Origin of the sequence: Micromonospora chaiyaphumensis, assembly GCF_900091435.1 — a bacterium.
GTDB lineage: Bacteria > Actinomycetota > Actinomycetes > Mycobacteriales > Micromonosporaceae > Micromonospora > Micromonospora chaiyaphumensis.
Genome location: NZ_FMCS01000002.1, coordinates 574,845 through 599,158, shown reverse-complemented (window position 1 = coordinate 599,158; position 24,314 = coordinate 574,845). Strand labels below are relative to the sequence as shown.

Annotated in this window: 27 protein-coding genes; 12 read left to right on the top strand and 15 right to left on the bottom strand. The window is 73.8% G+C overall.

Going from position 1 to position 24,314, the window contains the following annotated elements; translation table 11 throughout:
- Positions 1-14 precede the first annotated feature (14 nt).
- Entirely contained in the window at positions 15-635 is a 621-nt protein-coding gene (locus tag GA0070214_RS08680; RefSeq protein WP_091261114.1) for a pyridoxamine 5'-phosphate oxidase family protein, read from the bottom strand.
- Positions 636-800: 165 nt separating this feature from the next.
- On the opposite strand from GA0070214_RS08680, the gene GA0070214_RS08675 reads away from it, so the two are divergent.
- From GA0070214_RS08675 to GA0070214_RS08665, 3 genes are read left to right on the top strand one after another with little or no spacing between them, the layout of a single operon-like run.
- Positions 801-1,307 (top strand): DUF2231 domain-containing protein, encoded by a 507-nt coding sequence (locus tag GA0070214_RS08675; protein ID WP_091261490.1) that lies wholly within the window; start codon positions 801-803, stop codon positions 1,305-1,307.
- Positions 1,304-1,843, top strand: coding sequence for an Hsp20/alpha crystallin family protein (locus GA0070214_RS08670; protein WP_091261111.1), 540 nt, complete (start codon positions 1,304-1,306; stop codon positions 1,841-1,843). The genes GA0070214_RS08675 and GA0070214_RS08670 overlap by 4 nt, the downstream gene beginning before the upstream one ends.
- Before the next feature lie 49 nt (positions 1,844-1,892).
- Complete coding sequence (locus GA0070214_RS08665; RefSeq protein ID WP_167364214.1) at positions 1,893-2,999, top strand: glycosyltransferase family 9 protein; 1,107 nt, start codon at positions 1,893-1,895, stop codon at positions 2,997-2,999.
- Between the two features lie 3 nt (positions 3,000-3,002).
- Here GA0070214_RS08665 and GA0070214_RS08660 read toward each other — a convergent pair whose 3' ends face one another.
- Together GA0070214_RS08660 and rfaE2 are read right to left on the bottom strand one after the other, a co-directional pair.
- Positions 3,003-3,881 carry a glycosyltransferase family 2 protein gene (locus GA0070214_RS08660; protein ID WP_091261108.1) on the bottom strand — a complete coding sequence of 293 codons (879 nt, stop codon included), beginning with the start codon at positions 3,879-3,881 and terminating at the stop codon, positions 3,003-3,005.
- Complete coding sequence (gene rfaE2, locus GA0070214_RS08655; protein WP_091261106.1) at positions 3,878-5,725, bottom strand: D-glycero-beta-D-manno-heptose 1-phosphate adenylyltransferase; 1,848 nt, start codon at positions 5,723-5,725, stop codon at positions 3,878-3,880. The genes GA0070214_RS08660 and rfaE2 overlap by 4 nt, the downstream gene beginning before the upstream one ends.
- Positions 5,726-5,846: 121 nt before the next feature.
- Between rfaE2 and GA0070214_RS08650 the strand changes: the two genes are divergently transcribed.
- Both GA0070214_RS08650 and GA0070214_RS08645 read left to right on the top strand, forming a co-directional pair.
- Positions 5,847-6,395: a type 1 glutamine amidotransferase domain-containing protein gene (locus GA0070214_RS08650; protein WP_091261104.1), complete on the top strand. Its 549-nt coding sequence runs from the start codon at positions 5,847-5,849 to the stop codon at positions 6,393-6,395.
- Positions 6,396-6,446: 51 nt separating this feature from the next.
- Complete coding sequence (locus tag GA0070214_RS08645; RefSeq protein ID WP_091261101.1) at positions 6,447-8,120, top strand: MDR family MFS transporter; 1,674 nt, start codon at positions 6,447-6,449, stop codon at positions 8,118-8,120.
- A 29-nt stretch (positions 8,121-8,149) separates the two neighbouring features.
- Here GA0070214_RS08645 and GA0070214_RS08640 read toward each other — a convergent pair whose 3' ends face one another.
- Both GA0070214_RS08640 and GA0070214_RS08635 read right to left on the bottom strand, forming a co-directional pair.
- Positions 8,150-9,100, bottom strand: a complete 951-nt coding sequence (locus GA0070214_RS08640) for an alpha/beta hydrolase (protein ID WP_091261099.1) — start codon at positions 9,098-9,100, stop codon at positions 8,150-8,152.
- Positions 9,101-9,119: 19 nt separating this feature from the next.
- The gene (locus GA0070214_RS08635; RefSeq protein WP_091261096.1) at positions 9,120-10,013 is read right to left on the bottom strand and encodes a LysR family transcriptional regulator; all 894 of its coding nucleotides are present in this window, start codon (positions 10,011-10,013) and stop codon (positions 9,120-9,122) included.
- An 83-nt stretch (positions 10,014-10,096) separates the two neighbouring features.
- On the opposite strand from GA0070214_RS08635, the gene GA0070214_RS08630 reads away from it, so the two are divergent.
- Positions 10,097-10,996 carry an EamA family transporter gene (locus tag GA0070214_RS08630; RefSeq protein WP_091261094.1) on the top strand — a complete coding sequence of 300 codons (900 nt, stop codon included), beginning with the start codon at positions 10,097-10,099 and terminating at the stop codon, positions 10,994-10,996.
- On the opposite strand, the gene GA0070214_RS08625 is transcribed toward GA0070214_RS08630, so the two are convergent.
- Positions 10,989-11,480 carry an NUDIX domain-containing protein gene (locus GA0070214_RS08625; protein ID WP_091261092.1) on the bottom strand — a complete coding sequence of 164 codons (492 nt, stop codon included), beginning with the start codon at positions 11,478-11,480 and terminating at the stop codon, positions 10,989-10,991. The genes GA0070214_RS08630 and GA0070214_RS08625 overlap by 8 nt on opposite strands.
- Positions 11,481-11,565: 85 nt before the next feature.
- Between GA0070214_RS08625 and GA0070214_RS08620 the strand changes: the two genes are divergently transcribed.
- Complete coding sequence (locus tag GA0070214_RS08620) at positions 11,566-13,215, top strand: fatty acid--CoA ligase (RefSeq protein ID WP_091261089.1); 1,650 nt, start codon at positions 11,566-11,568, stop codon at positions 13,213-13,215.
- A gap of 184 nt (positions 13,216-13,399) precedes the next feature.
- Here GA0070214_RS08620 and GA0070214_RS08615 read toward each other — a convergent pair whose 3' ends face one another.
- The 5 genes from GA0070214_RS08615 to GA0070214_RS08595 all read right to left on the bottom strand — a co-directional run bounded on the left by GA0070214_RS08615 (position 13,400) and on the right by GA0070214_RS08595 (position 17,631).
- A complete protein-coding gene (locus tag GA0070214_RS08615) occupies positions 13,400-14,413 on the bottom strand; it encodes an NADPH:quinone reductase (protein WP_091261087.1) in 1,014 nt (337 codons plus the stop codon).
- A gap of 109 nt (positions 14,414-14,522) precedes the next feature.
- Positions 14,523-15,176 carry an HAD family hydrolase gene (locus GA0070214_RS08610; protein ID WP_091261085.1) on the bottom strand — a complete coding sequence of 218 codons (654 nt, stop codon included), beginning with the start codon at positions 15,174-15,176 and terminating at the stop codon, positions 14,523-14,525.
- A 28-nt stretch (positions 15,177-15,204) separates the two neighbouring features.
- Positions 15,205-16,062, bottom strand: a complete 858-nt coding sequence (locus GA0070214_RS08605) for an SCO6745 family protein (protein WP_208602696.1) — start codon at positions 16,060-16,062, stop codon at positions 15,205-15,207.
- A gap of 139 nt (positions 16,063-16,201) precedes the next feature.
- Entirely contained in the window at positions 16,202-16,939 is a 738-nt protein-coding gene (locus tag GA0070214_RS08600) for an FKBP-type peptidyl-prolyl cis-trans isomerase (RefSeq protein ID WP_167364213.1), read from the bottom strand.
- A 41-nt stretch (positions 16,940-16,980) separates the two neighbouring features.
- Positions 16,981-17,631, bottom strand: a complete 651-nt coding sequence (locus GA0070214_RS08595; protein WP_091261077.1) for a DUF4241 domain-containing protein — start codon at positions 17,629-17,631, stop codon at positions 16,981-16,983.
- A 90-nt stretch (positions 17,632-17,721) separates the two neighbouring features.
- On the opposite strand from GA0070214_RS08595, the gene GA0070214_RS08590 reads away from it, so the two are divergent.
- Positions 17,722-18,114 (top strand): PPOX class F420-dependent oxidoreductase, encoded by a 393-nt coding sequence (locus tag GA0070214_RS08590; protein WP_091261075.1) that lies wholly within the window; start codon positions 17,722-17,724, stop codon positions 18,112-18,114.
- Between the two features lie 37 nt (positions 18,115-18,151).
- Here the strand turns inward: GA0070214_RS08590 and ku are convergent, their stop codons facing one another.
- A complete protein-coding gene (ku, locus tag GA0070214_RS08585; protein WP_091261074.1) occupies positions 18,152-19,189 on the bottom strand; it encodes a non-homologous end joining protein Ku in 1,038 nt (345 codons plus the stop codon).
- A gap of 85 nt (positions 19,190-19,274) precedes the next feature.
- Between ku and ligD (GA0070214_RS08580) the strand changes: the two genes are divergently transcribed.
- The 4 genes from ligD (GA0070214_RS08580) to GA0070214_RS08565 are packed head-to-tail and all read left to right on the top strand — an operon-like array spanning position 19,275 to position 22,563.
- The gene (gene ligD, locus GA0070214_RS08580; RefSeq protein WP_091261485.1) at positions 19,275-20,213 is read left to right on the top strand and encodes a non-homologous end-joining DNA ligase; all 939 of its coding nucleotides are present in this window, start codon (positions 19,275-19,277) and stop codon (positions 20,211-20,213) included.
- On the top strand, positions 20,203-21,117 hold the full coding sequence (gene ligD, locus GA0070214_RS08575) for a non-homologous end-joining DNA ligase (RefSeq protein ID WP_091261072.1): 915 nt from the start codon (positions 20,203-20,205) through the stop codon (positions 21,115-21,117). Before ligD (GA0070214_RS08580) ends, ligD (GA0070214_RS08575) begins: the two co-directional genes overlap by 11 nt.
- A 33-nt stretch (positions 21,118-21,150) precedes the next feature.
- Positions 21,151-21,669, top strand: a complete 519-nt coding sequence (locus GA0070214_RS08570; RefSeq protein WP_091261070.1) for a SigE family RNA polymerase sigma factor — start codon at positions 21,151-21,153, stop codon at positions 21,667-21,669.
- A 6-nt stretch (positions 21,670-21,675) separates the two neighbouring features.
- Complete coding sequence (locus GA0070214_RS08565; RefSeq protein ID WP_091261068.1) at positions 21,676-22,563, top strand: hypothetical protein; 888 nt, start codon at positions 21,676-21,678, stop codon at positions 22,561-22,563.
- Between the two features lie 60 nt (positions 22,564-22,623).
- Here GA0070214_RS08565 and GA0070214_RS08560 read toward each other — a convergent pair whose 3' ends face one another.
- The 3 genes from GA0070214_RS08560 to GA0070214_RS08550 all read right to left on the bottom strand — a co-directional run bounded on the left by GA0070214_RS08560 (position 22,624) and on the right by GA0070214_RS08550 (position 24,282).
- Entirely contained in the window at positions 22,624-23,619 is a 996-nt protein-coding gene (locus tag GA0070214_RS08560) for a hypothetical protein (RefSeq protein WP_091261066.1), read from the bottom strand.
- A gap of 95 nt (positions 23,620-23,714) precedes the next feature.
- Complete coding sequence (locus GA0070214_RS08555; protein ID WP_208602684.1) at positions 23,715-23,885, bottom strand: hypothetical protein; 171 nt, start codon at positions 23,883-23,885, stop codon at positions 23,715-23,717.
- Between the two features lie 28 nt (positions 23,886-23,913).
- Positions 23,914-24,282, bottom strand: a complete 369-nt coding sequence (locus GA0070214_RS08550; protein ID WP_091261064.1) for a DUF4267 domain-containing protein — start codon at positions 24,280-24,282, stop codon at positions 23,914-23,916.
- Positions 24,283-24,314: the final 32 nt, after the last annotated feature.

The window sequence follows — 24,314 nt, the reverse complement described above, 5'->3', positions numbered from 1 at the left end:
GGCCGCCGGTGCGGTCAGACGTAGAGGCGGCGGGCGTAGTCCGGGCCGTAGTGGCGTTCCAGGTCGGCGAGGTTCTCCGTCGGAGCCTCGACCTCCTTGACCAGCCGGGCGCGGGTGGGCAGCGCGTCGGGCCGCCAGGTCTCCGGCTTCCACAGCTCCGAGCGGAGGAACGCCTTCGCGCAGTGGTAGAAGATCTGCTCGATGGCCACCTCGACGGCCAGCACCGGCCGGTGTCCCTGCACCACCATGTCGTCGAAGTACGGCGCGTCGCGCACCAGCCGGGCCCGGCCGTTGATCCGCAGCGTGTCGGTGCGGCCGGGGATCAGGAAGATCAGCCCGACGTGGGGGTTGGCCAGGATGTTGCGGTAGCCGTCGGCCCGCCGGTTGCCGGGCCGCTCGGGGATGGCGATGGTGGTCTCGTCCAGCACCACCGTGAAGCCGGCCGGATCGCCCTTCGGGGAGACGTCGCAGCTGCCGTCCGCGCCGGCCGTGGCGACCAGGCAGAACGGCGACGCGGCCAGCCACTCGCGGTCCCGCTGGTGCAGCGTCGTGCGCTCCTTGTCCCGCGCCCGCTGGTTCGGTGCGCCCAGCAGTTCCGCCAGTTCCTCCGGGCTGGTGATCTCCCGTGTCGTCACGTCTGCCTCCCCCGTCCGTTGACCTTGACGGCGATTCCGGCCCGCGAACGGCTGGTTTCCGCCATCGTCAGCCTAGGAGAGCGCGTCGACGGCGAGGTTTGCCCCCGGGTCCGGCGGGTACGGACTGAGCCGCAGCGCGCCCGGACGCGATCGATGGAGGCCGAGATGGAGAGCCGACTGAAGGTGCTCGGCCATCCCGTGCACCCGATGCTGGTGATGTTCCCGGTGGCCCTCCTGGTGACCGCGGTGATCTTCGACGTGATCGACACCGTGGGCGGGCCGGACTTCCTCGGCGAGGTCGCCTACTGGAACATCACGGTCGGTCTGATCGGCGGCCTGCTGGCCGCGGCGGCCGGCGCCGTCGACCTGCTCGCCCTGCCCACCGGCACCCGGGCCAAGCGGGTCGGGCTGACCCACGCCGCCGCCAACGTCGCGGTGATCCTGCTCTTCGCCGCGGTCTGGGTGGTCCGGCTCAACGCCGACTCCCGGGCCGCCGGGGGCGCCCTGATCGCCATCGAGGTGGTCGCCGTGGCCATCCTCGGCGTGAGCGCCTGGCTCGGCGGCGAACTGGTGGACCGGCTGGGCGTGGGCGTCGACCCGGAGCACGACCTGAATGCCCCGAGCTCGCTGCGACCCCCCTCGGCGACCCAGCGGATCGGAGACGTGCGATGACGGAACAGAGCGGTGGCGGTCGGGGCTGGCGGGGTCGCCAGCAGGGCTGGGACCCGATGGGTGAGCTCCAGTCGCTGCGCGCCGAGCTGAGCCGCCTGGTCGGTGGTCGCGGCGGCAGCCAGGACGTGGAGCTGAGCGAGGTCGCCGACGGCTGGGAGGTGGTCGTCCGGCTGCCCGGCGTGGCCCCCGAGGAGGTGGCCGTCGAGCTGGACGACCGGGAGCTGTGCGTACGGGCCCGGTCGGAGGCCGAGGTCAACGCCGACCAGGGCATCCCCGGCGGGTTCACGACCCGCGGCTTCGAGTACCGGGTGGACCTGCCGTCCCGGGTGGACCCGGACCGGATCGACGCCGTGATGGACCACGGCCTGCTCCGGGTGCGGCTGCCCCGGGCGGCCCGGCCCGCGCCGCGCACCATCACCGTCGGCCGCACCGGCCCGCACGTCACCTCCGGGGGTACGCGGACCGTGTCCGACCCGGCCGCCGACCGGGAGCTGCACCACCCGGACACCGCGGTCGACGAGATCGACCGGCCGTAGGGGTCGCGTGGCCACCTCCAGCTCGGCGCGTCTGTCGCCGCGCCGCGACCTGAAGCCGTCGCCGGTGCTCGGCCCGGCCGGCGAGCGCGTCCCCGACGTCGAGCGGATCGCCGTGCTGCGGGCGAACGCGCTCGGCGACTTCATCTTCGCGCTGCCGGCGCTGGAGGCGCTGCGGGCCGCGTACCCGTCGGCCGAGATCGTGCTGCTCGGCGCGCCGTGGCACGCGAAGCTCTGGCGCCACCGCCCCGGCCCGGTGGACCGGGTCCTGGTGGTCCCGCCCGCGCCCGGCATCCGCGAGCCCGGCGCCGACGAGGAGCCGGCCGAGCTGGCGGGCTTCGTGGCGGCGGCCCGCAAGGAGCAGTTCGACCTGGCCCTGCAACTGCACGGCGGCGGCGCCAACTCCAACCCGCTCATCGCGGGGCTGGGCGCCCGGGTCACCGCCGGCCTGCGGGCCGAGGACGCGCCGCCGCTGGACCGCTGGATCCGGTACGTCTACTACCAGCACGAGGTGATCCGCTACCTGGAGGCGGTGGCCCTGGTCGGTGCGGAGGCGGTGACGATCACGCCGGCGCTGGCCGTGACCGACGCCGACCGGGCGGAGGCCGGCGACGTGCTCGGCGAGCCGACCCGGCCCCGGGTGGCGCTGCATCCGGGTGCCACGGACAGCCGGCGGCGCTGGCCGCCGGAGCGCTTCGGCGCGGTGGCGCGGGCGCTGGCCGGCGACGGGTACGAGGTGCTGGTCACCGGGACCCCCGCCGAGCGGGAGACGGTGGACGAGGTGGTCGCCGCTGCCGGGGTGCCGGTCCGCCCGCAGGTCGGCACGCTGAGCCTGGGCGGGCTGGCCGCCGCGTACGAGGGGTGCGCGCTGGTGGTCTCCAACGACTCCGGCCCGCTGCACCTGGCCGCCGCGGTGGGCGCACCGACGGTCGGTATCTACTGGATCGGCAACCTCATCAACGGGGCGACGCCGCTGCGTGTCCGGCACCGGCCGATCGCCTCGTGGACCACCCACTGCCCGGTCTGCGGCACCGACTGCACGCGGGACATCTACCCGCACCGGCCGGGCGACGGCGTGTGCCCGCACCGCGACTCGTTCGTGGCCGACGTGCCGGCTGCCGAGGTGGTCGAGGCGGCCCGCGAGCTGCTGGCGGAGTGAGCGTCAGGCCGGCTGGGGCGTGTCCGACTCGGTGACCACGACCTCCCACGCCTCCACGTCCCGCTCGGTGACCGTGGTCGGCGACTCCAGGTGGTAGGCCCCGCTGGGCAGCACACCGGCGCCGCCGTGCCGCTCCAGCACCGCGAGCTGCGCGGCGACGTCCTCGCCCTGGTGCCGCTCGTGCACCCGGCGCCAGAACTCGAAGCCGCCGGAGTCGAGCAGCTTGGCCCGGTCGTAGAGCACGCACCCGCCGATCCAGGAGATCTTGTACGCCCGCCACGCCCCGGCCGGCAGCCGGAGCTTCTCGGTGACGTGCAGCAGGTTCGCGGCCGGGTGGATGCTCGCCCGCTGCCACTCCGGGGTGCCGGGGCGGATCCGCTCGGGCACCGGGCGTCCCTGCCACTCCTCGTAGTGCCCGTGCGTCTCGGGGCGCACGTCGTCGGCGTAGGAGAGGCCGTGCACGGCGTTGCCGACGAAGCCACAGCCCAGCTCGCGGATGGCGGTGACCAGCCGGGAGACCGTGCCGGGCTCCAGCCAGACGTCGTCGTCGAGGCAGAGCACGTACCGGGCCGCCGACCGGTCCAGCAGGTAGGCGCGGTGCTCGGCCAGCCCGCGCCGGGGCAGCCGCCGGGTGAGCAGCACCGGGTGGCCCCGGTGGCGCAGCGCCCGCACCATGGTGGCCGCGGCCGGGTGCGCGTACGCGGGCTCGCCGTCGGACTGGTCGCTCACCACCACCCCGAAGTCCGGTACGCCCTCCTGCGCCGCCAGCCCGGAGAGGGTGACCGCCAGTTCGGCGGGGCGGTTGCGGGTGGGGATCAGCACGTCGAGCAGCCGGGGGCGGCGGAACCCGTCGGGTACGCCGAGGTCGAGCGGTCGGTTCACGCCGGCCTGCCCTCGCCCACCGGCGGGACGACCGGGTGCGCCCGGATCCGGTCGATGATCGCCGAGGTGGAGCGGTCCGGCACGTAGCCGAGGGTGCGCACCTGGCCGCCCAGCCGGCGCACCAGCGGGGCCTCCGGGACCATCTCGGGCGGGTAGTCGCCGCCCTTGACGTAGACGTCCGGGCGGACCGCCTCGATGAGCTTCGCCGGGGAGTCCTCCTCGAAGACCACCACGTGGTCGACGCACTCCAGCGCGGCGAGCAGGGCGGTGCGGTCCTCGACCGGGTTGACCGGCCGGTCCGGGCCCTTGAGCCGGCGTACGCTGCCGTCCGAGTTGACCGCCACGACCAGCAGGTCGCCGAGCGCGCGGGCCTGGGTCAGGTAGCGGACGTGCCCGGGGTGCAGCACGTCGAAGCAGCCGTTGGTGAAGACGATCGACCGGCCGGCCCGGCGGTGCTCGGCCACGATCGCGGCCAGTTCCTCGGCGCCCACCTGGGTCGGGCGCCCGGCCTCGTCCGGCGCGCTGCCCAGCGCGTCGAGCAGGTCCTCCCGCCGGCACACGCAGGTGCCGGTGTCGGAGACGGTGATGGTCGCGGCGAGCTGGGCGAGCTGCGCGGCCGTCGGCAGGCTCGCCTCCGCGGCCAGTGCCAGGGTCATGGCCGCCAGGTACGCGTCCCCGGCTCCCACGGCGTGGCTGGCCGGGACCGGCGTGCTGTGGCTGCGCCGGGGTTCGCCGTCGGCGCCGCCGACCACCGCGCCCTCGGTGTCCAGGGTCACCGCCACCACGTCCGCGCCGGTGTGCTCGCGCAGCTCGTCCAGGCGGGACTCGGCCAGCACGGCCCGGTCCACGCCCGCGCCGGCGGCCGCGTTGACGGTCACGCCCGTGCCGGTGACGCTGAGCCCGTCCCCGGTCAGCGCGACCCGCTCCTCGCCGGGCGTCGGCTCGCCGGTCGGGCCGGCGAACCCGCCGCCGTGCTCGTCGGCGGGTGCGCCGGAGGTCGGGTGCGGGCTGCCGGGCTCCCGTTCACCGGCCCCGCCGGGCGCCGCGCCGACGACCAGCTCGGACGGGCCGTCGGCCGGGTCGTCCAGGTGGTCCAGGTGCAGGTCGGCGGCCGTCGCGCCGCGCGCCGGGCTCCGGTGCCCGTTGCCGAAGCCGGCGGCCGCCCGGGCCAGCAGCCGGGTCGCCTCGGCGAAGCTCGGGGTCACCACTGTCGGGTTGAGGCCGCGCCAGTCGGCCAGGTCGTGCGCGTCGAGCGCGACGGTCGCGTACCGGTCCCGGTTGGCGACCAGCCAGGCGCGCACGCCCGAGGGCAGCGCGCCCAGGCCGTAGTCGCAGACGACAAGGGTGGGCGGCTGCCCGGCGGCCGCCGCGCGCAGCTCCTCGGTGGCGCAGTGCAGCGCGGTCAGCAGGCGGGCCACGCCGTCGTCGTCGAGCGCGTCCTCCGGCTCGCCGGAGTCCTCGCGGAGCAGGATCTGGTTGCCGGCGAGCATCCGCCGCTTCACCGGCGTGGGGCGGCCGGGCTGGTTGACCGTGCGGTCCCAGACACCGGCCCGGTCGAGGCAGTCGTGCAGCTCGTCACCGGCCACGTCGGCGCCCACCGGGGCGACCAGGGCGGCCCGGCCGCCGAGCGCGGCCACGTTGACGGCGGTGTTCGCCGCGCCACCGGCGGCGGAGATGCGCCGGCGCAGGGTGAGGACCGGCGCGGGCGCCTCCCGGCAGAGTCGCTCCGACTCCGCGAACCGCCACTCGTCCAGCATGGCGTCGCCGACGACCAGCACGGGTCGCCCCTGCCAGCCGGCCACGACGGTGGCGAGCCGGCGCTCTTCCGCTGCTGCTCCTGCCATGCCCCTTCGGGTCCCCCGAGCGGGACCGGCCAAACCTGCGGCGCGGGCCACTCCCGGCGTCCGGTTTCGCCCGGTCACGCCCGGGAACGGGTGCAGGTACACCCCGGAGAGGAGAACCACCATGGCAGCGACACTGCAGGGCAAGCGGATCGCGTTCCTGGCCGCCGACGGCGTCGAGGAGGTCGAGTACGTCAAGCCCCGCGAGGCGGTGGAGAACGCCGGTGCACAGGTCGAGCTGGTCTCGATCGGGTCCGGTTCGATCCAGGCCTTCAACCACCTCGACCACGGTAAGCAGTACCCGGTCGACGTGACGACCAAGGAGGCGGACGCGGGGGCGTACGACGCGCTGGTGCTGCCCGGCGGCGTGGCGAACCCGGACTTCCTGCGGACCGACCCGGAGGCGGTGCGGTTCGTGAAGTCGTTCTTCGAGGCGGGCAAGCCGGTGGGCGTGATCTGCCACGGGCCGTGGACGCTGGTCGAGGCGGACGTGGTGCGCGGCCGGACCATCACCTCCTGGCCGAGCCTGCGCACCGACCTGACCAACGCCGGCGCGAACTGGGTCGACCAGGAGGTCGTCACCGACAACGGCCTGGTGAGCAGCCGCAAGCCGGACGACCTCCCCGCCTTCTGCGACAAGATCGTCGAGGAGTTCGCCGAGGGTAGGCACTGACTTCTTCTCCCACCGGGGGCATGATCCGCCCCCGGTGGGAAAGGAAGCGGGATGACAGCCCAGGCCGCTCGTCCCGTGCTGCACGCCCGCCAGATCCGCCTGCTGATGCTCGGCCTGATGACCGGCATGCTGCTGGCGGCGCTCGACCAGACCATCGTCGGCACCGCGCTGCCCACCATCGTCGGCGAGCTGGGCGGGATCAATCACTACTCGTGGGTGGTCACCGCGTACCTGCTCGCCTCCACGGCCTCCACGCCGCTGTACGGCAAGATGGCCGACCTGTACGGGCGCCGCCCGGTCTTCCTCTTCTCGATCGGCACGTTCCTGCTCGGCTCGCTGCTGGCCGGCCTGTCACAGAACATGACCCAGCTGATCGTCACCCGGGGCGTGCAGGGCATCGGCGCGGGCGGCCTGCTGACGCTGGCGTTCACGATCATCTCGGACGTGGTCCCACCCCGGGAACGTGGCCGCTACCAGGGCCTGTTCGGGGCGGTCTTCGGCATCTCCTCCGTCGCCGGCCCGCTGGTCGGCGGCTACTTCGCGGAGACCAACTGGCGGTGGATCTTCTACATCAACGTGCCGCTGGCCATCCTCGCCATCGTGGTCTGCTACCACGTCATGCGGCTGGTCCCGTTCGAGCGCCGGGAGCACACCGTCGACTGGATCGGTGCCGGGCTGCTGGTGGCCGGGGTGAGCTGCCTGCTGCTGGCGCTGAGCTGGGGCGGCAACGAGTACGCCTGGGGCTCCGGCGTGATCATCGGGTTGTTCGTGGCCGGGGCGGTGCTCGGCGTGCTCTTCGTGCTCCAGGAGGCCCGGGTACGCGAGCCGATCCTGCCGCTGCGGCTGTTCCGCAGCGCCACCTTCGCGCTGGCCAACTCGGCGGGCTTCGTGCTCGGTCTGGTGATGTTCGGGTCGATCATCTTCATCCCGCTCTATCTCCAGATCGTCAAGGGCGCCTCGCCGACCAAGAGCGGCCTGCTGATGCTGCCCATGATGGCCGGCATCATCTTCACCTCGATCATCACCGGCCGGGCCATGAGCCGGATCGGCCGGTACAAGTGGTTCCCGGTGGCCGGCGCGACCGTGCTGGTCGCCGGCATGCTGCTGTTCCGGCAGCTCCAGGTGGCGACCTCGCTCTGGGTGGCCTTCGGCTTCATGGTGGTGATCGGCGTCGGGCTGGGTCTGTGCATGCAGTCGCTGATCCTCGGCGTGCAGAACGCGGTCGACCCCCGCGACCTGGGCGCGGGCACCTCCTCGGCGACGTTCTTCCGCTCGCTGGGCGGCTCGTTCGGCGTGGCGATCCTCGGCGCGGTGCTGTCGTCCCGGCTCAGCGGCGAGCTGGCCGGCCGGCTGCCGGCGGCGCTCGCCCAGCTCCCGCCGGACCAGCGGGCGGCCGTGGCGGCCAGCGGCGGCGGGAACGTCTCGATCAACGACCCGGCGACCGTCCTGGCGCTGCCCGGGCCGGTGCGGGCGGCCATCCAGGCCTCGTTCGTGGAGTCGCTGCACCTGGTCTTCCTGACCACCGGGCTGATCGCCATCGTGGCCGTGGTGGTCACCCTGCTCATGCCGAACGAGCAGCTGCGCGGCGCCGGCCCGCAGGGCTCGACCGGCGGCGCGGACCCGCTCGGCGGCCCGGCGGCCGCCCCCGGCGGCAAGCCCCTCACCAGGGAGTCGAAGGAGGAGGCCGCCGCCGACATGGAGTCCAAGTCGCAGACGATGCTCTGACCGGTCTGCGGATTCCGGCCGACGTCACGTCACGCGAGGTGGGCGAGCAGGTCGGCGACGTCGGCGAGAACCCGGTCTCCGGCCGCCGCCGCGGCAGGTGAGACGGTGTCGAGGGTGAGGAATCCGTGGACCATCCCGGCCTCGCGGCGATGCCGGACCGGAACGCCCGCGGCGGCAAGCCGGGCCGCGTACGCGTCGCCCTCGTCCCGGAGGGGATCGTGCTCCGCGGTGACGACGACGGCCGGCGGGAGCCCGCCGAGGTCGGGGGCGAACACCGGACTCACGTCGGGATCGGCGCGACGGGAGGGGTCCGGAACCCACTGCTCGGCGCCCCAGGCGACGTCGTCGGTGGCGAGGCCCCACCCCGTGGCCTTCGTCCGGGTGCTGGAGTGGGAGAGGGTCAGATCGGTGTTGGGATACACCAGGATCTGGGCGGCCGGGAGTGGCCCGCCCTCGTCGCGCAGGCGCAGGCAGGCGAGCGCGGCGAGGTTGCCGCCGGAGCTGTCGCCCATGACGGCCGTCGGGCCCTCGATGCCGGCGCTCGAACTCCCGCCGGTCGCCGCCCACCGGATGACGTCCACGCAGTCGTCGACGGCCGCCGGCCACGGGTGCTCCGGAGCCCGCCGGAAGTCGACGCTCAGCACGGCCGCGCCGGTCTCGCGCGCCAGACGGCGGCATGCCCGGTCGTGTGAGTCGAGATCGCCGATCGTCCACATCCCGCCGTGGAGGAACACCACCAGGGCGCGGACCGTCTCCGATGGCCGGTAGCGGCGGGCCCGCACGCCGGTCGTACCCACGGTCAGATCCTCGACCCGGGCCATCTCGGGGCCTCGCGGGCGCGCCTCGACGCGGGCGCGTTGCGCGCGTCGCAGTTCCGCCGCCCCCACGGCACGGGCCGGCGGCCCCGGATCCTGCCGGACAGCCGCGATGAAGGCGGCCAGTTCGGCATCGGCGAGCGAGCCATCGAGGGGTTCAGCCACGCAGGACAGGATGCCAGGTTCAGCGGGCGGGTTCTCCCGTGAGCAGGTCGAGGATCAGCGCCAGCGGCGGCCAGGCCGCCCGGCCGCGGCGGGTCACGGCGTACGCGCGCAGCAGGGCCTGCGGTCCGGTCAGCGGCAGCAGGCCGACGCACGGCGCGGTGGGCTGGTCGCCGGGGAGCAGGCCCACGCCGAGCCCCGCCACGATGAGGTCCTGGACCAGGTCGAGGCTGTCGGCCCGGTGCACGATCCGGGGCTCGAAACCCGCCATCGAGGCGATGGTCCGCACCACCACCTCGTCGGCCGTGTTGCGCGAGTTGACGATCCAGTCCGCGTCCCGGAATGCGTGGAAGACCGCCGGTGCGTCCGCCGCCGGGCCGGGCGCCGCCGCGGACGGCACCCCGAGGCGCCAGGCCGCCGACCACAGCGGCGTGACGTCGAGCGTCGGGTCCGGCGCGAGCGGGGCCAGGTTGTAGTCGTAGGTCAGCGCGAGGTCGACCTCGTCGGCGGCGAGCGCCGCGTACGCCTCGGCCGGCTCGTGCTCGCCGATGCGGAGGCGCACCCTGGGGTGGTCCGCCGCGAGCCGGGCGGTGAGCGGCAGCAGCGAGCGGCGGACGGCGGTCGCGAAGCCGGCGACGCGGACGGTGCCGGCCGGCTCGGCGCGCGGGTCGAGGTCGAGCCGGGCCGCGTCGACGGCGGCCAGGATGGTGACGGCGTGTTCGGCCAGCCGGCGCCCGGCCGGCGTGAGCCGGACGCGGCGACCGTGCGGCTCGACCAGGTCGGTGCCCACCTCCCGGGCCAGCACCGCGAGCTGCTGCGACACGGTCGACGTGGTGACGTGCAGCTCGTCGGCGACCTGCCGCATCGAGCCGAGCCGGGCCAGTTCCCGCAGCAGGCGCAGTCGACGCAGGTCCATGCCACGATTGTTCACGATTGCCGAACGGTCCGTCCAGGAACGGCACGTGGACGCGAAGGGTCCGGACCGGCTCGACTGTCCCCATGACCACCGTGACCCCGGCCCGCGCCGGCACCGCCATGGCCGTCGCCTCCATGACGTGCGTCCAGCTCGGGCTGGCCGCCTCGGTGGGGCTCTTCGACCGGGTCGGCCCGGAGGGCGCCGCCTGGCTGCGCCTCGCCTGGGCCGGGGTGCTGCTGGCGGTCGTGGTCCGGCCCCGCCCGTCGGCCTTCACCCGCTCCGCCCTGCGGGCCTGCGTGGCGCTCGGCGTGGTGACGGCCGGCGTCACCATCCTTTTCATGGCGGCGGTGGCCCGGCTGCCCCTGGGTACGGCCAGCGCGCTGGAGTTCCTCGGGCCGCTGGGCGTGGCCGTGGCGCGTGGCCGGGGCGGGGCCAAGCTCTGGCCGGCGCTCGCGGCGGTCGGGGTGCTGCTGCTCACCGAGCCGTGGCACGGCGGCGCGGACCCGGTCGGGGTGGCGTACGCGCTCGGGGCGGGGGCCTGCTGGGCGGCGTACATCCTGCTCACCCAGCGGGTGGGCGACGAGGTCTCGGGCGTCCGCGGCCTGGCGGTCTCCATGCCGGTGGCCGCCGTGGTCGCCACCGTGGTGGTCGGTCCGTCGGTGCTCGGCGACCTGACCTGGCCGGTGCTCCTGGCCGGCCTCGGGCTGGCCGTGCTGCTGCCCGTCGTCCCGTTCGTGCTGGAGCTGCTGGCGCTGCGCCGGCTCACCACCGCCGCGTTCGGCACGCTCATGAGCCTGGAGCCCGCGATCGCCCTGGTGGTCGGCCTGGTCGCGCTGGGTCAGGTGCCCGGTCCCGCGGCGGTGGCCGGCATCGCCTTCGTGGTGGCGGCGGGGATCGGCGCGGAACGGTCCGGTGCCCGGCCGGGTGACCACACCGGGGCGGCCGGGGACGGGCGGCCGGTGGCGGCCGGCGCCGTCACTTGAGGATGAGCCGGTTGGTCTGCTCGAAGACGTCCAGGTCGGCGAGGGTCTCGATGACGCTGCCGGAGAGCGGGGGGGGCAGCTCCTCCGGGTGGAAGAAGCCGGCGTCGGTGGTCTCGTCGGTCATCCGGGCCAGCTCGCCGTCCCACTCCTCGACCCGGAATGCCGTGGTGAAGACCTGGTAGGTGTGGCCGTACATGTTGGTGTTGGTGAAGTCGGGGCCGGTGTAGAGGGCGAACGCGCAGACCCGCAGCGCGCGCAGGCCGGTCTCCTCGCGCACCTCCCGGACGGCGCAGTCGGCGATCGACTCGCCCAGCTCCATGGCACCGGCCGGCAGGGCCCACTGGCCGTTGTCCGAGCGCCGGATCAGCAGCACCCGGGCCGCGTTGTCCCGCACCACGGCGCGGGCGCCGACGAACATCAGGGTGCGGTCACCGGCCAGCGCCCGGAGCTGCCCCACGTACGAGTCGGCCCACGAGATGCTCACCCGGACAATCTACGCAGCTTCGCGAACCGGGTCCGGCCGTTCCGGGGGTTCCGTTCGTGTGACCGGCGACACTAGTTTGCTACCCATGCGTAGCACGATGATGGACGCCCCCCTCCAGGTCGCCCGGATCCTCGAACACGGCACCACCGTGCACGGCACGGCCGAGGTCGTCACGTGGACGGGCGCCGAGCCCCGACGGATGACGTACGCCGAGGTCGGCAGGACGGCCGCCCGGCTGGCCCACGCGCTGCGCGACGAGTGCGGGGTGACCGGCGACGAGCGGGTCGCCACCTTCATGTGGAACAACAACGAGCACCTGGTGGCCTACTTCGCCGTGCCGAGCATGGGCGCGGTGCTGCACACCCTCAACATCCGGCTCTTCCCGGACCAGGTCGCCTACATCGCCAACCACGCCGAGGACCGGGTGGTGCTCGTCGACACCACGCTGATCCCGCTGCTGGCCCGGGTCATCGGCGAGATGACCACGGTGCGGCACGTGGTGGTGGTCGGCGGCGGCGACCCGGCCCCGCTGCTGGCCGCGGCCGGCGACCGGATCACCGTGCACCACTGGGACGCCCTGCTGGCCGACCGGCCGGACACCTACGAGTGGCCCGAGGTGGACGAGCGCGACGCCGCCGCCCTCTGCTACACCTCCGGGACCACCGGCAACCCCAAGGGCGTCGCCTACTCGCACCGCTCGATCTACCTGCACTCGCTCCAGGTGTGCATGCCGGAGGGCTTCGGCCTCGGCCCGAAGGACCGCGAGCTGGCCATCGTGCCGATGTTCCACGCGATGTCCTGGGGCCTGCCCTTCGCGGCGTTCCTCTCCGGCGCGTCGCTGATCATGCCGGACCGGTTCCTCCAGGCCGAGCCGATCGCCGCGATGATCGCCGCCGAGCGCCCCACCCTGGCCGGCGCGGTGCCGACCATCTGGACCGACCTGCTGTCCTACCTGGACACCCACGACGTCGACACCTCCTCGCTGCAGGAGGTGATCGTCGGCGGCTCGGCCTGCCCGCCGTCGCTCATGCACGCCTTCCACGACCGGCACGGCATCGAGGTGATCCACGCCTGGGGCATGACCGAGATGTCCCCGCTGGGCTCGGTCTCCCGGCCGCCGGCCGGCGCGACCGGCGAGGCGGCGTGGCGCTACCGCTACACCCAGGGCCGGGTGCCGGCCGGGGTCGCCGCCCGGATCGTCGGCCCGCTGGGCGAGCCGCTGCCCGCCGACGGGACGTCCGTGGGCGAGCTGGAGGTCCGCGGGCCGTGGGTGACCGCCCGGTACGTCGGGGACGACACCCCGGACGAGGAGAAGTTCCGGGACGGCTGGCTGCGGACCGGGGACGTCGGCACGCTCTCCCCGGACGGCTACATCACGCTCACCGACCGCGCCAAGGACGTCATCAAGTCGGGCGGGGAGTGGATCTCCTCGGTCGAGCTGGAGAACGCCCTCATGGCGCACCCGGCCGTGCTGGAGGCGTGTGTGGTGGGCGTGCCGGACGAGCGCTGGGACGAGCGGCCGCTCGCCACCGTGGTGGTCCGGGAGGGCGCCTCGGTCAGCGCGGAGGAGCTGCGGGAGTTCCTGGCGACGTCCGTGGCGCGCTGGCAGTTGCCGGAGCGCTGGGCGTTCATCGACGCGGTCCCGAAGACCAGCGTGGGCAAGTTCGACAAAAAGGTCGTGCGTTCCCGCTACGCGGAGGGCGACCTGGAGGTACGCGAACTGACCGCGCCGTAACACTTTCCGGCGTAGCGTCGCCAGCACGGGTAGGACCTGTTCCTCGCGAACATTCCTCCCCAGAGGGCGGCCCCGGCGTTCGCACCGCGCCGGGGCCGCCCGTCCATGCGGGGCGACCCGCAATGTCATTCTCGCGAAACTTGTTCGTCTCTGTCCTGATGATGGCGAAATACGTTTCGCGTTCTCACGTGTCGCTGGTCGTGATGAGCACCTTACCGACCACCGAGTTCTCGACGGCCTCGTGCGCCGCCCGCGCCGCCTCCAGCTTGTGGTGGTGCAGCGGCAGGCCGGCCTCGTCGCCCACCCGGATCGCGCCCTGCGCCACCGCCGCCGCGATGTCGGTCACCGCCTGCGCCTTGGCCGCCTTCGGCGCCGTGTAGATCAGCACGAACTGCCAGCGGGCATTGGGCATCATGAGCGCCCGGATCGGCAGGGTCACCTGCTCGCCGCCGTCGTCGGCGTAGACGCAGACCGCGCCGCCCGTGCGCAGCAGCTGCACGTCGGCGGCGGCGTTGCGGGCGGCGGAGACCTCGACGATCGTGTGCACCCCGTCGGGCGCGACCTTGCGGACCTCCTCGACCACGTCCTGCTCGCGATAGTTGATCACGAAGCTGGCCCCGGCCGCCGCGGCGAGCTGCGCCTTCTCCGGGCTGCTCACCGTGGCAATCACGCACGCGTCGGCCCAGCGGGCCAGCTGGATCGCGGCGTTGCCGACCGCGCCCGCCCCGCCCTGCACCAGCACCACGTGGTCGCTCAACGCGCCGGCGTGCAGCTTGTCCGGCATGAACTCGCCGGCCGTCAGGCAGCGGTGCGCGGTCATGAACGGGATGCCCAGCGCCGCGCCCAGGTCGAACGAGGCCGAGCCGAGGCTCACCGCGTGCCGGACCGGCACCACCGTGTACTCGCTGGCCGTGCCCCAGGGCCGCTGCCAGGCGGCCTCCCAGAGCCACACCCGCTCGCCGATGAGGATCTGGTCGACGCCCTCGCCGACCGCCTCGATGATCCCCGCGCCGTCCTGCCCGGGGATCTGCCAGCCCTGCGGCAGCGGCCAGGCGCGGCGGGCCTTCCAGTCGGTCGGGTTCACCCCGGCCACGGCCATCCGCACCAGCACCTCGCCGCGGCCCGGCTCGGGCACGGGCCGGTCCACCAGCTGGAGCACCGAGGCGTCCCCGTTGCTCTCGTACACGATCGCCTTCATCGCCGTCCCCTCCGCCGTCCTGCCGGCTGCGCTACCCGGACGCCCCGCGATCATTCCGATCCGGCGTGCCCCGGAAACCGTACAACCGGGCGCTCCACGGACATCGGGCTCACCCGAGCCGTTCCACCACCTCCGGGGTGAGCGCGTCGATCGAGGGGAGCAGCGCGGCCGTCAGGGCCACCGCGTCCGGATCCAGCGGGTAGGAGCCGTGCGGCACGGCCACCACCCGGCAGCCCGCCGCCGACGCCGAGCGGACCCCGTTCGAGGAGTCCTCCACGGCCACGCACCGGGCCGGGTCGACGCCGAGCCGCTCCGCCACGGCGAGCCACACGTCCGGCGCGGGCTTGCCCCGGGCGGTCTCCTCGGTCGACAGGGTCGCGCCGAACACGTCGGTCAGGCCCGTCGCGTCCAGCGCCGCGGCGATCAGCCGGGTGGGCGAGGAGCTGGCCAGCCCCAGCGGCCACCGCGCGGCCGTGCGGCGCACGACTGCGGCCGCGTCGTCGATCAGGGGTACGCGCTGCGCGTACCGCCGGGTCATCTCCGCCACCACCTCGGTGGCGACCTGCTCGGGAGTGCGGTCGACGCCCAGCTCGCCGCTGAGGTAGGCGGCCCACTCGCCGGTGCTCATCCCCATGAGCCGGCGCTGGGTGTCCGGCTGCCAGGTGCCCCCGTGCTCGGCCACGTACGCCCGCCGGACCTCCTCCCAGACGGGCTCGGAGTCCACGATCACGCCGTCCAGGTCGAAGAGCACCGCGTCCACCACGTACCCCATCCTGCCGGACCGGCGGCGCTCAGCGGGCCGGAGCCGCCGCGTCCTTCGCGGACCCGCGCTGCGCAGGCAGGCCGATGGGGGCCTTCGGCGGGATGATCGTGCGGCACCGGGTGGCGATGGGTTCGAGTAGTTCGCGCAACCGCGCGGTCCGTGCCGCGCCGAGCGCCCGCCACGGCCCGAGGGCGGCCCGGTCGGTGGCCTCCTCGACGGCGCGGAAGGTAGCGGTGCCGTGCTGGGTCGGCTCCCGGTCGGCGGTCAGCCAGCCCGCCTCGACCAGCCGCTCCTCGGCCGCGGCCCACTCCTCGTCGGTCCAGCCCCGGGCCGGCTGGTGGAACTCGCGGGACTGGTCGACCCGGCACCGCCAGGCCACCACCTCCACAGGCGCCAGGCCGGTCGTGACCAGCGCGGCCACGTGCCCGTCGCCCCGGTGCTCGCGCAGCGTCGTGGCGGCCTGCCAGAGCCGGGACAGCGGGTAGTCGCCCCGGGGCAGGGCGGCGTTGGCCGCGCCGAGCACGCGGCCGGCCGTCTCCACCTGCCCGGCCGCCTCCTCCAGCAGGTCGGCGGCCTCGACCAGGTGCGACTCGGGCAGCTCGTAGGTGAACTCGGCGAGGGCCTGCACGGCGCCGGTGAGCCGGGCGCGCAGCGCCTCCTCGGGGGTGGCCAGCCGCCACACCGAGGGCAGGGCCCGGGCCACCATCGACGGCGCGAAGCTGAAGAACGCGGCCACCACGGTCGGGGCGGCGACCGCACCGAGCGGGGCGGCCCGGCCGGCGAAGTAGCCCCGCCAGTAGCCGCGCAGCCCGACCGCCTCGTAGGCCGAGCGGGCCCGGGGGTGGAAGTAGGTCACCGCGTGGACCGGCTCGAAGTGTGTCCACATCAGCCGGGCCAGGCCGGTGTCGTCCAGCGCCGCCACGTGCACCTCCGCGTCGGTGGGCAGGTCGCCGCGGGCGGGTGGACCGCCCGCGGTGACCATGAACCTACTGCCGCTGGGTGACCGGACGGAAGCCTGCTGTGAGCTACTGCGCGGCGAGCACGTCGACGACGAAGCGCAGCGGCCCGGCCGGACGGCCGCCCGACGCGTCGTTGCCGTACGCCAGCTCGGCCGGGATGTCGAGCTGCACCCGGCTGCCGACCGGCACGCCCACGAGGCCCTGGTCCCAGCCCGGGATGACCTGGCCGACGCCGATCGGGAAGGTGGCCGGCTGGCCGGTGTTCCAGGACGCGTCGAACTCCTTGCCGTCCTTGTAGAACACGCCCACGTAGTTGGTGGTGATCTGCTGGCCGGCCTTGACCGCCGCACCCGTGCCCTTGACCAGCGTGGTCACGGTCAGCTTCTTCAGCTCGCCCTTGCCCGCCGCGACGGTCGGCTTGGACTTCAGCGCCGGGTCGAGGTCGGCGGGGAGCTGCGGGGCGGCCGGCGCGGTGGGCTCGGCGGCCGGGGCGCTCGCGCTGGGCGCGGCGGCGGTGCTCGCCGGCTTGTCGTTGTCACCGCTGTTCTTCCAGACGATGCCGCCGATCACGAGCGCCACGGCGAGCACACCGGCGGCGGCCCCCAGGATCGACTGCCGGCGGCGCCTCGCCTCGGCGGCCTTCTTCGCCGCCAGCTGGGCGGCCAGCCGCCGCTCCGCCTTGGTGCCCGGGCTCTGGCCCGCCGACCGGTTCTCCACGCGCTCGCTCACGTCGACTCCCTGCTGGGTGGGGTGGGTGCCCCCGGCGGGCCGCCGCCGAGGCCAGCGCACACGGTACCCGCCCATGCGCCCGCGGTGCTCCCTCGGCCGGTCTCGATCCGGACAGCTCACCCCTCGGCGGGCACCACCATGAAGTCGGTGACGAACGACGCGACCCGGTCGTCGGCGGTCCGGCCCACCCAGGTCCCGTAGCAGCCGTCGCCCCAGCCCGACCAGACGGTCAGCACGTTCGCGCCGGTCGCCTCGTCGCCGACCGCGTCGACCAGCCCCGGGACCGGGCCCCGGACCTGGTCGTCGTCCTCGGCGAGGAAGACCTCCTCGACCCGGTCGTAGTCCCAGTCCTCAAGCGGGGCGAGGGCCGCCCGGTCGGCGAGGGTGCCGGTGCCCGCGTCCACGCCGTAGCCGAAGAACCCGTCGTCGTCCAGCTCGCCGACGTCCTGGCCGTCCACGAGGGCCATCTCCCAGCGGGCCACCGGCTCGTCCCGGATCACCAGTTCGAGCGCGGCCACCCGCCGGTCGCTCTCCGCGCCGTCCCTCCGGATCGACGACACCCAGGCCCGGGCCGGGTAGCGGCCGGGCTCGACGGCCACCGTGAACGGGTCGCTCTCCGGGCAGACCAGCGGGTCGCACCCCACGACGCGCCCGGTCGGCAGCACCACCTCGCCGGCCGGGTGCACCTCCAGCACGTGCTCGGCCTCGCCGTCGGGGAAACGCGCGCCGGGCGTCAGCAGCCGGTCGAAGTCAGGGGTGTACGGCACGGTGGTCGTCCTTTCCGGGGGAGGCGGCCGGCGGAGCGTACCTGTGTCGACCGACAGCGACAGCCGTCCCTGCGGAGTACCTTCTCGACCATGGCGATCCTCACCGAAGAAGACCTGGCCCTGCTCGCCGAGCCGCAGCTCGCCCACGTGGCGACCATCGAGGTCGACGGCACCCCGCACGTCACCCCCGTGTGGGTGGACACCGACGGCGAGCACATCGTCTTCAACACGGCCAAGGGCCGGCAGAAGTACGTGAACATCGCCCGCAACCCGATGGTCGCGGTCTCCGTGGTGGACAAGGCGGACGACTTCCGCACCCTGTGGGTCAAGGGCACCGCCGAGCTGGTGACCGAGGGCGCGGACGAGCACATCGACCGGATGGCCCAGAAGTATCTGGGCCAGGACACCTACCCGTTCCGCCGCCCCGGCGAGGAGCGGGTGATCGTCCGGATCACCCCGACCGAAAAGCTCGGCCGAGGCTGACCCGCGCCGTCGAGGGGCCGGTCCCGGCCCCTCGACGTCAGGCGGTCTTGCGGGGGGCGGCCTTCTTCTCGGCCGCCTTCTTGGCGGGGGCCTTCTTCGCCGGGGTCTTCTTGGCTGCGGTCTTCTTGGCGGGCTCGGCCTTCTTCTCCGCCGCCTTCTTGGCGGGCGCCTTCTTCGCGGTGGCCTTCTTCTCGGCCGCCTTCTTGGCCGGTGCCTTCGTCGCCTTGGCCGCCTTCTGCGCCGAACGGGCCGCGGAGATCGGGGTCGGCTCGCCCGCCCCGCCCTCCGGCGCCTCGCCCCGGGCCGCCCGGGCCCGCTCGACCGACGCCTTCAGGGCGGCCATCAGGTCGACGGCGGCGGCCGGCGCGGCCTCTTCCTCCTCCGGCTGGACGACCTCGCGGCCCTCGATCTTGGCGTCGATGACCTCCTGCAACGCCGCCCGGTAGTCGTCGGTGAAGGCGTCCGGCTCGAACTCGCCCGCCATCGAGTCGATCAGCGAGCTGGCCATGGCCAGCTCCGGCGGGCGTACCTTGAGGTCCTCGTCGAGGAAGCCGAAGTCGGGCTGGCGCACCTCGTCGGGCCAGAGCATGGTGTTGAGCAGCAGCACGCCCTCGCGGACCCGCAGCGTGGCGAGCTGTTCCCGCTGGCGCAGCGCCACCTTCACGATCGCCACCCGCTCCGAGTCGGCGAGCGCGTCGCGCAGCAGCACGTACGGCTTGGTGGCCGAGCCCTCCGGCTCCAGGAAGTACGCCTTGTTGTAGAGGATCGGGTCGACCTGCTCGGCCGGCACGAACTCCAGCACGTCGATGGCGTGCGAGGTGGTCAGCGGCAGCTCGGCGAAGTCCTCGTCGGTGAGGATGACCATCTCACCGCCGCCGATGTCGTAGCCCTTGGCGATGTCGTCGTAGGTCACCTCCTCGCCGCAGACCGAGCAGGTGCGCTTGTAGCGGATGCGGCCGCCGTCCTCGCGGTGCACCTGATGGAAGCGGATGTCCTTCTCCTCGGTGGCCGAGTAGACCTTCACCCCGATCGACACCAGGCCGAACGACACCGCTCCCTTCCAGATCGCCCGCATGACGCGCTCCTCTCCCCGGTTCTGACCAGAATCGCAAATGATCGAACGGGACGCACGCGCTTCCGCGTGCAACTACAGTCAGAAGGTGCCCGGCGCGCCGTTGAAGCCGATGCTCGCGATGACCGGGCAGCTCCCGGCCGGTGACGGCTGGGCATATGAGTTCAAGTGGGACGGGGTCCGCGCGCTCGCCGACATCAGCCGCGGCCACCAGCACCTCTACGCCCGCTCCGGCGTCGAGATCACCACCGCGTACCCCGAACTGATCCCCCTGGCCGAGCAGGTCGACGACGCCCTGCTCGATGGCGAGGTGGTGCTCTTCACCGACGGACAGCCCTCGTTCACGGCCCTCGCCGAGCGGATGCACGTCCGCAACGCGGTCAAGGCCGCCCGGCTCGCGGCGGCCGCCCCCGTCACGTACATGATCTTCGACGTGTTGCGGCTGCGCGGCGCGGACCTGACCGGCCGGCCCTACCGGGAGCGGCGCGCCGCGCTGGAGTCCCTGGGGCTCGGCGCCGCCCGGTGGGCGGTGCCGCCGGTGTTCGCCGACGGCCCGGCTACCTACTCGGCGGCCGGCGAGCACGGCCTGGAGGGCGTGATGGCCAAGCGGGTCGACGCGGCCTACCGGCCCGGGGTGCGCTCGCCGGACTGGGTGAAGGTCAAGCTGGAGGTGACCGGCGACTTCGTGGTGGGCGGCTGGCGGCCCGGCGCGCGGAAGATCGGCGGGCTGCTGGTCGGGGTGCCACGGCCGGACGGGCGGCTCACCTTCCGCGGCCGGGTGGGCGGCGGGATCGGCGCGGCGCTCGAGCGTGAGCTGCTGCGCGAGCTGGAACCGCTGCGCACCGCCGGGTCGCCTTTCGCCGGCGATGTGCCGCGTGAGGATGCGCGCGGCGCGATCTGGGTAACTCCCCAGGTCGTGGTGGAGGTCAAGTACGGCCAGCGCACGCCGGACGGCCGGCTGCGCTTCCCCCGGATCCTGCGCCTGCGCCCGGACAAGCCTGCCGAGGAGGTCGACGATGCCAGCTGACCGCTTCAAGGTGGACGTGGAGGGCCGCACGCTGGAGCTGTCCAACCTGGACAAGGTGCTCTACCCGAAGGCCGGCTTCACCAAGGGCGAGGTGATCGATTACTACACGCGCATCGCCCCGGCGCTGCTGCCGCACCTCCGGGACCGGGCGCTGACCCGGATCCGCTTCCCCAACGGCGTCGACGGCGGCTCGTTCTTCGAGAAGAACGCACCCGCCGCGACCCCCGGCTGGGTACGCACCGAGAACCTGCCCGCCCCCGGGTCGAGCAAGGGGCGGGAGACGATCGACTACGTGGTCGCCGACGACCTGCCCACCCTGGTCTGGCTGGCCAACCTCGCCGCCCTGGAGCTGCACACGCCGCAGTGGAAGGTCGGCGAACACCCGGACATGATGGTGGTCGACCTGGACCCGGGCGCCCCCGCGGCACTGCGGCAGTGCTGCCAGGTGGCGCTGCTCATGCGGGACCGGCTGGCCGAGGACGGCATCGACTCCTACCCGAAGACCTCGGGGAAGAAGGGCATGCAGCTCTGCTGCCCGATCGCCGGCACGCAGGACGCCGACGACGTGTCGGCCTACGCCAAGCGGATCGCGCAGGAGCTGGAGAAGGAGCAGCCGAAGCAGGTCGTCTCGAAGATGGCGAAGAACCTGCGCCCCGGGAAGGTCTTCATCGACTGGAGCCAGAACAACGCGGCGAAGACGACGGTGGCGCCGTACTCGCTGCGGGCCCAGGACGTGCCCTCGGTGTCCACCCCGCTGACCTGGGACGAGGTCGAGGCGGGCGCAGCCGGCAAGCGGCCGGCGACGAAGCCGTACACGGCCACCGAGGTGCTGAAGCGGGTGGAGAAGCAGGGCGACCTGCTGGCCCCGCTGCTCGACGGCGGCCCGGAACTGCCGCTGCGCTGACAACCTTCCGGCTCACCGCCACGTGTTAGGGGCGTGACCGACCAAACGCAACCCCGGTCCGCGGCGGACCGGTCGTACGTCGCCTTCGTCGAGGTGGCCTGGCAGCGACATATCCGGCTCGCCATGCTGCTGGCCGGCGACCGGTGGCGGGCCGAGGAACTGCTCCAGGACAGCCTGGTCAAGGTGTACGAGCGGTGGCGGCGGCTGTCCCGGCTCGACGACCCGCACGCCTACCTGCGCCGCGCCCTGGTCAACAACCACACGTCCGGCTGGCGGCGGCGCCGCCGGGAGTGCCTCGTCGCCGACGTCCCCGAACGGGCCGCCCCGGCCGGCGACGTCGGCCCCGACGCCGTGGTCCTGCGCCGGGCGCTGATGTCGCTACCCGCGAAGCAGCGCGCCGTGGTGGTGCTGCGCCACTACGAGGACCTGACCGAGCGCGAGGTCGCCCGGCTGCTGGGTTGCTCGGTGGGCACCGTCAAGAGCCAGAACGCCCGGGCGCTGGACAAACTCCGCAATTTCCTCGACGAACCCTCCCACTCGACAAGCAGGTGATCAGTCATGAACACGATCGATGAGCGGCTCGCCACCCGGCTGCACGACATGGTCGACGGCGAGCCGGGCTCCGTACCCCCGGTGGGTGCGCTGCTGGAACGCGGCCGGCGGGCCCGCCGCCGCCGGACGACCGCGCTGGCCGGTGCGACGTGTGCGCTGCTGGCGCTGGGCGTCGCCACCGCGGCGACCGTGGCGACGACGCCCGCGCCGGGCCGTCCCGGCGTCACCGCCGAGGCGTCGCAGCCGGAACCGCCCTCGCCGGCGATCCGGCTGGTCTCGGCCGCCACCGCCAGTGAGAACATCAGCTACCGGATGCGGCTGACCAACTCGGGGCCCCAGGGCCTGACGTACGAGGGCGCGTTCGACCCGAGGACGGCCACCGGCTATGTGCGCGTGGCGCTGGACGACTCCGTCATGACCGAGCTGCTGATCAACGGCACCCGGTACGAGGGCGGGGAGCGACCCCGGGGCAAGGTGCCGGCCGACAAGGCGGGCCCGGGCGAGACGTACGGCCGCTACGGCCAGTACCCGGGCCGGTATGACCGGCTGTCCCTCTACGGCGACGGGAACGGTGTCCTGGGCGCCGCGTCGCCCGACCCGGCGGCCCTGTTCGCGGCGCTGAAGAGCGCGAACGCGACCATCTCGGAGAACCCCGACGGCACGCTGCACTTCGGCTACACGACGTCGGACAAGGTCGGGTCGACCACCACGGCCGGTGACGTCACGCTCGACGGTGACGGCCGGATCGCGAAGGTGGCCCTCACCGGCACCTGGCAGTCGACGGCGAAGGGCCGGCTCGACACGGGCACGTTCGGCTCGACGCTCGAACTCTTCGACTATGGCGTCACGGTGACGGTGAAGCGCCCGACCGACGTCGTCAAGGTCAAGCAGTAGCCGGCCTCCCCACCGGCGACGAAGTTGCCCGCGACCCGGACGGTCGCGGGCAGCTCCGCGTCAGCGTGCGGGCGCGGGAACAGCTGACGAGGGCGCGCGCAGCCGCCACCAGGCGCCGCCGACCAGGGCAAGGACGATCACGCTGATCGCCACGTCACCCACCAGGGCCGCCGCCGGCGTCGCCGGGGCATAGGTGGGCACGGCGTACGCGTACGCGGCCGCGACGAGCAGGCTGACCGAACCGGCGGCGAGCACGTGCCGCTGCCCCCAGCCTGGTCTGCGGGACCAGCGCATGAGCAGCACGGCGGCGGCCGCCGACAGGGCCAGCGCGAGTGCGATCCCCGGCCAGCCGGGGGCGAGCCCGGCGCCCGCGTAGGCGACGGCGACCGTGAGGCCGACCCAGGCGGGACGCGGTGTGGGCCGGGTGGCGTGGTCCGCGGGCCGGGGCCTGCGCAGCAGGGCGGTGGCGATCAGGGCCAGTGCGACAGCGGCGGCGAACGCCAGCTGTGCCGGGGCGGCCAGGAAGTTCTTGCGGCCGCCGTCGTCGGCGAAGACCAGCAGGCTGCCGCCGAGCCAGAGCACGGCGACGACGGCGAGCCCCGGCCGGCCCAGCCACGGCCGAAGCCGCCGGTCGGCACCGAGGTAGGACTCGACGAGCGCGATCGCCGCGCAGATGCTGAGCGCCACGTGGTTGCCCACGTAGTCGACCGCCTGCCGGGCGCTGAACCCGAGGCCGGGCACCGTCGTCTGCTGGGCGACAGCCTGGGTGTCGGCGAACTCGGTGTCGTCGAGGAAGCCGGGGTTGAACAGTGACTGGTCGACCAGGCCGGCCTGGATCACGCCGAACGCGGAGGCGAGCAACACGATCCCCGGCCAGCCGAGGCCGAGCCGCCGGGCCGCCTCCCGGATCAGCAGGGCGGCGCCCCCGTACATGGGGGCGAGCACGAGGACTACGAACGGCATGCCGGTTAGGGTGAAGCCGCCCCAGGCGCACTCGGCGGTCCAGGGGGCGAGCAGCAGGAGCGCGACGGCGGGCGGAAGGCGCTTGGCTGTCATGCCCGTACCGTGCCCGGCCGGCCCGGACCACCGAAACGGCCATCGGCCGACGGACCCGCGACCAAAGTCGACGGTCGCGGGTCCGGTCGTCGGTGTCAGCGGCGGGCGGCGTCCCAGGCGGCGCTGCTCCGGAAGTACGTGTCGTAGAGCTCCTGCACCTCCAGCAGGCTCTCCGGCGGCACCTTGCCGTAGGCGATGCGCTCCAGGTGGCGGAAGTACCCGAACCGCTCGACGCCGGGGGTGATGACGATCGTGATCAGGGACATCGCGCTACTCCTGTCGTGGCGGTGCGGGTCAGAGGGCGAACAGCAGGGCGGCGTTGAGCAGGACGACCACGGCGGTGGCGAAGTGGACGCCGAAGGCGACAGCCTTCCGGCCGTGGCGCAGCACGATGAGGGTGTCTCCCAGCGGGTTGATCGCGACGATCAGCAGGTACCAGGCGACCGCCTCGGCGCTGGTGAAGGCGATGAGCGCGAGGCCGAGCAGGCCGTAGCTCAGGTCGCGCAGGCCCTTGATCGTGAGGTACGCCGGGTCCTCGTCCGGCTTGACCGGGACGCCGTAGCCGGCGGCCGAGGCCTGCGGCGCCAGGAGAAATCGGGCGCCGATGAGGACGCAGAAGAGGCTGAGGACGACGGCGAGCCCGTAGGCGATGGTGCTGAGCATGGTCGGCTCCTATTGCTAGCGCTGCTAGATCC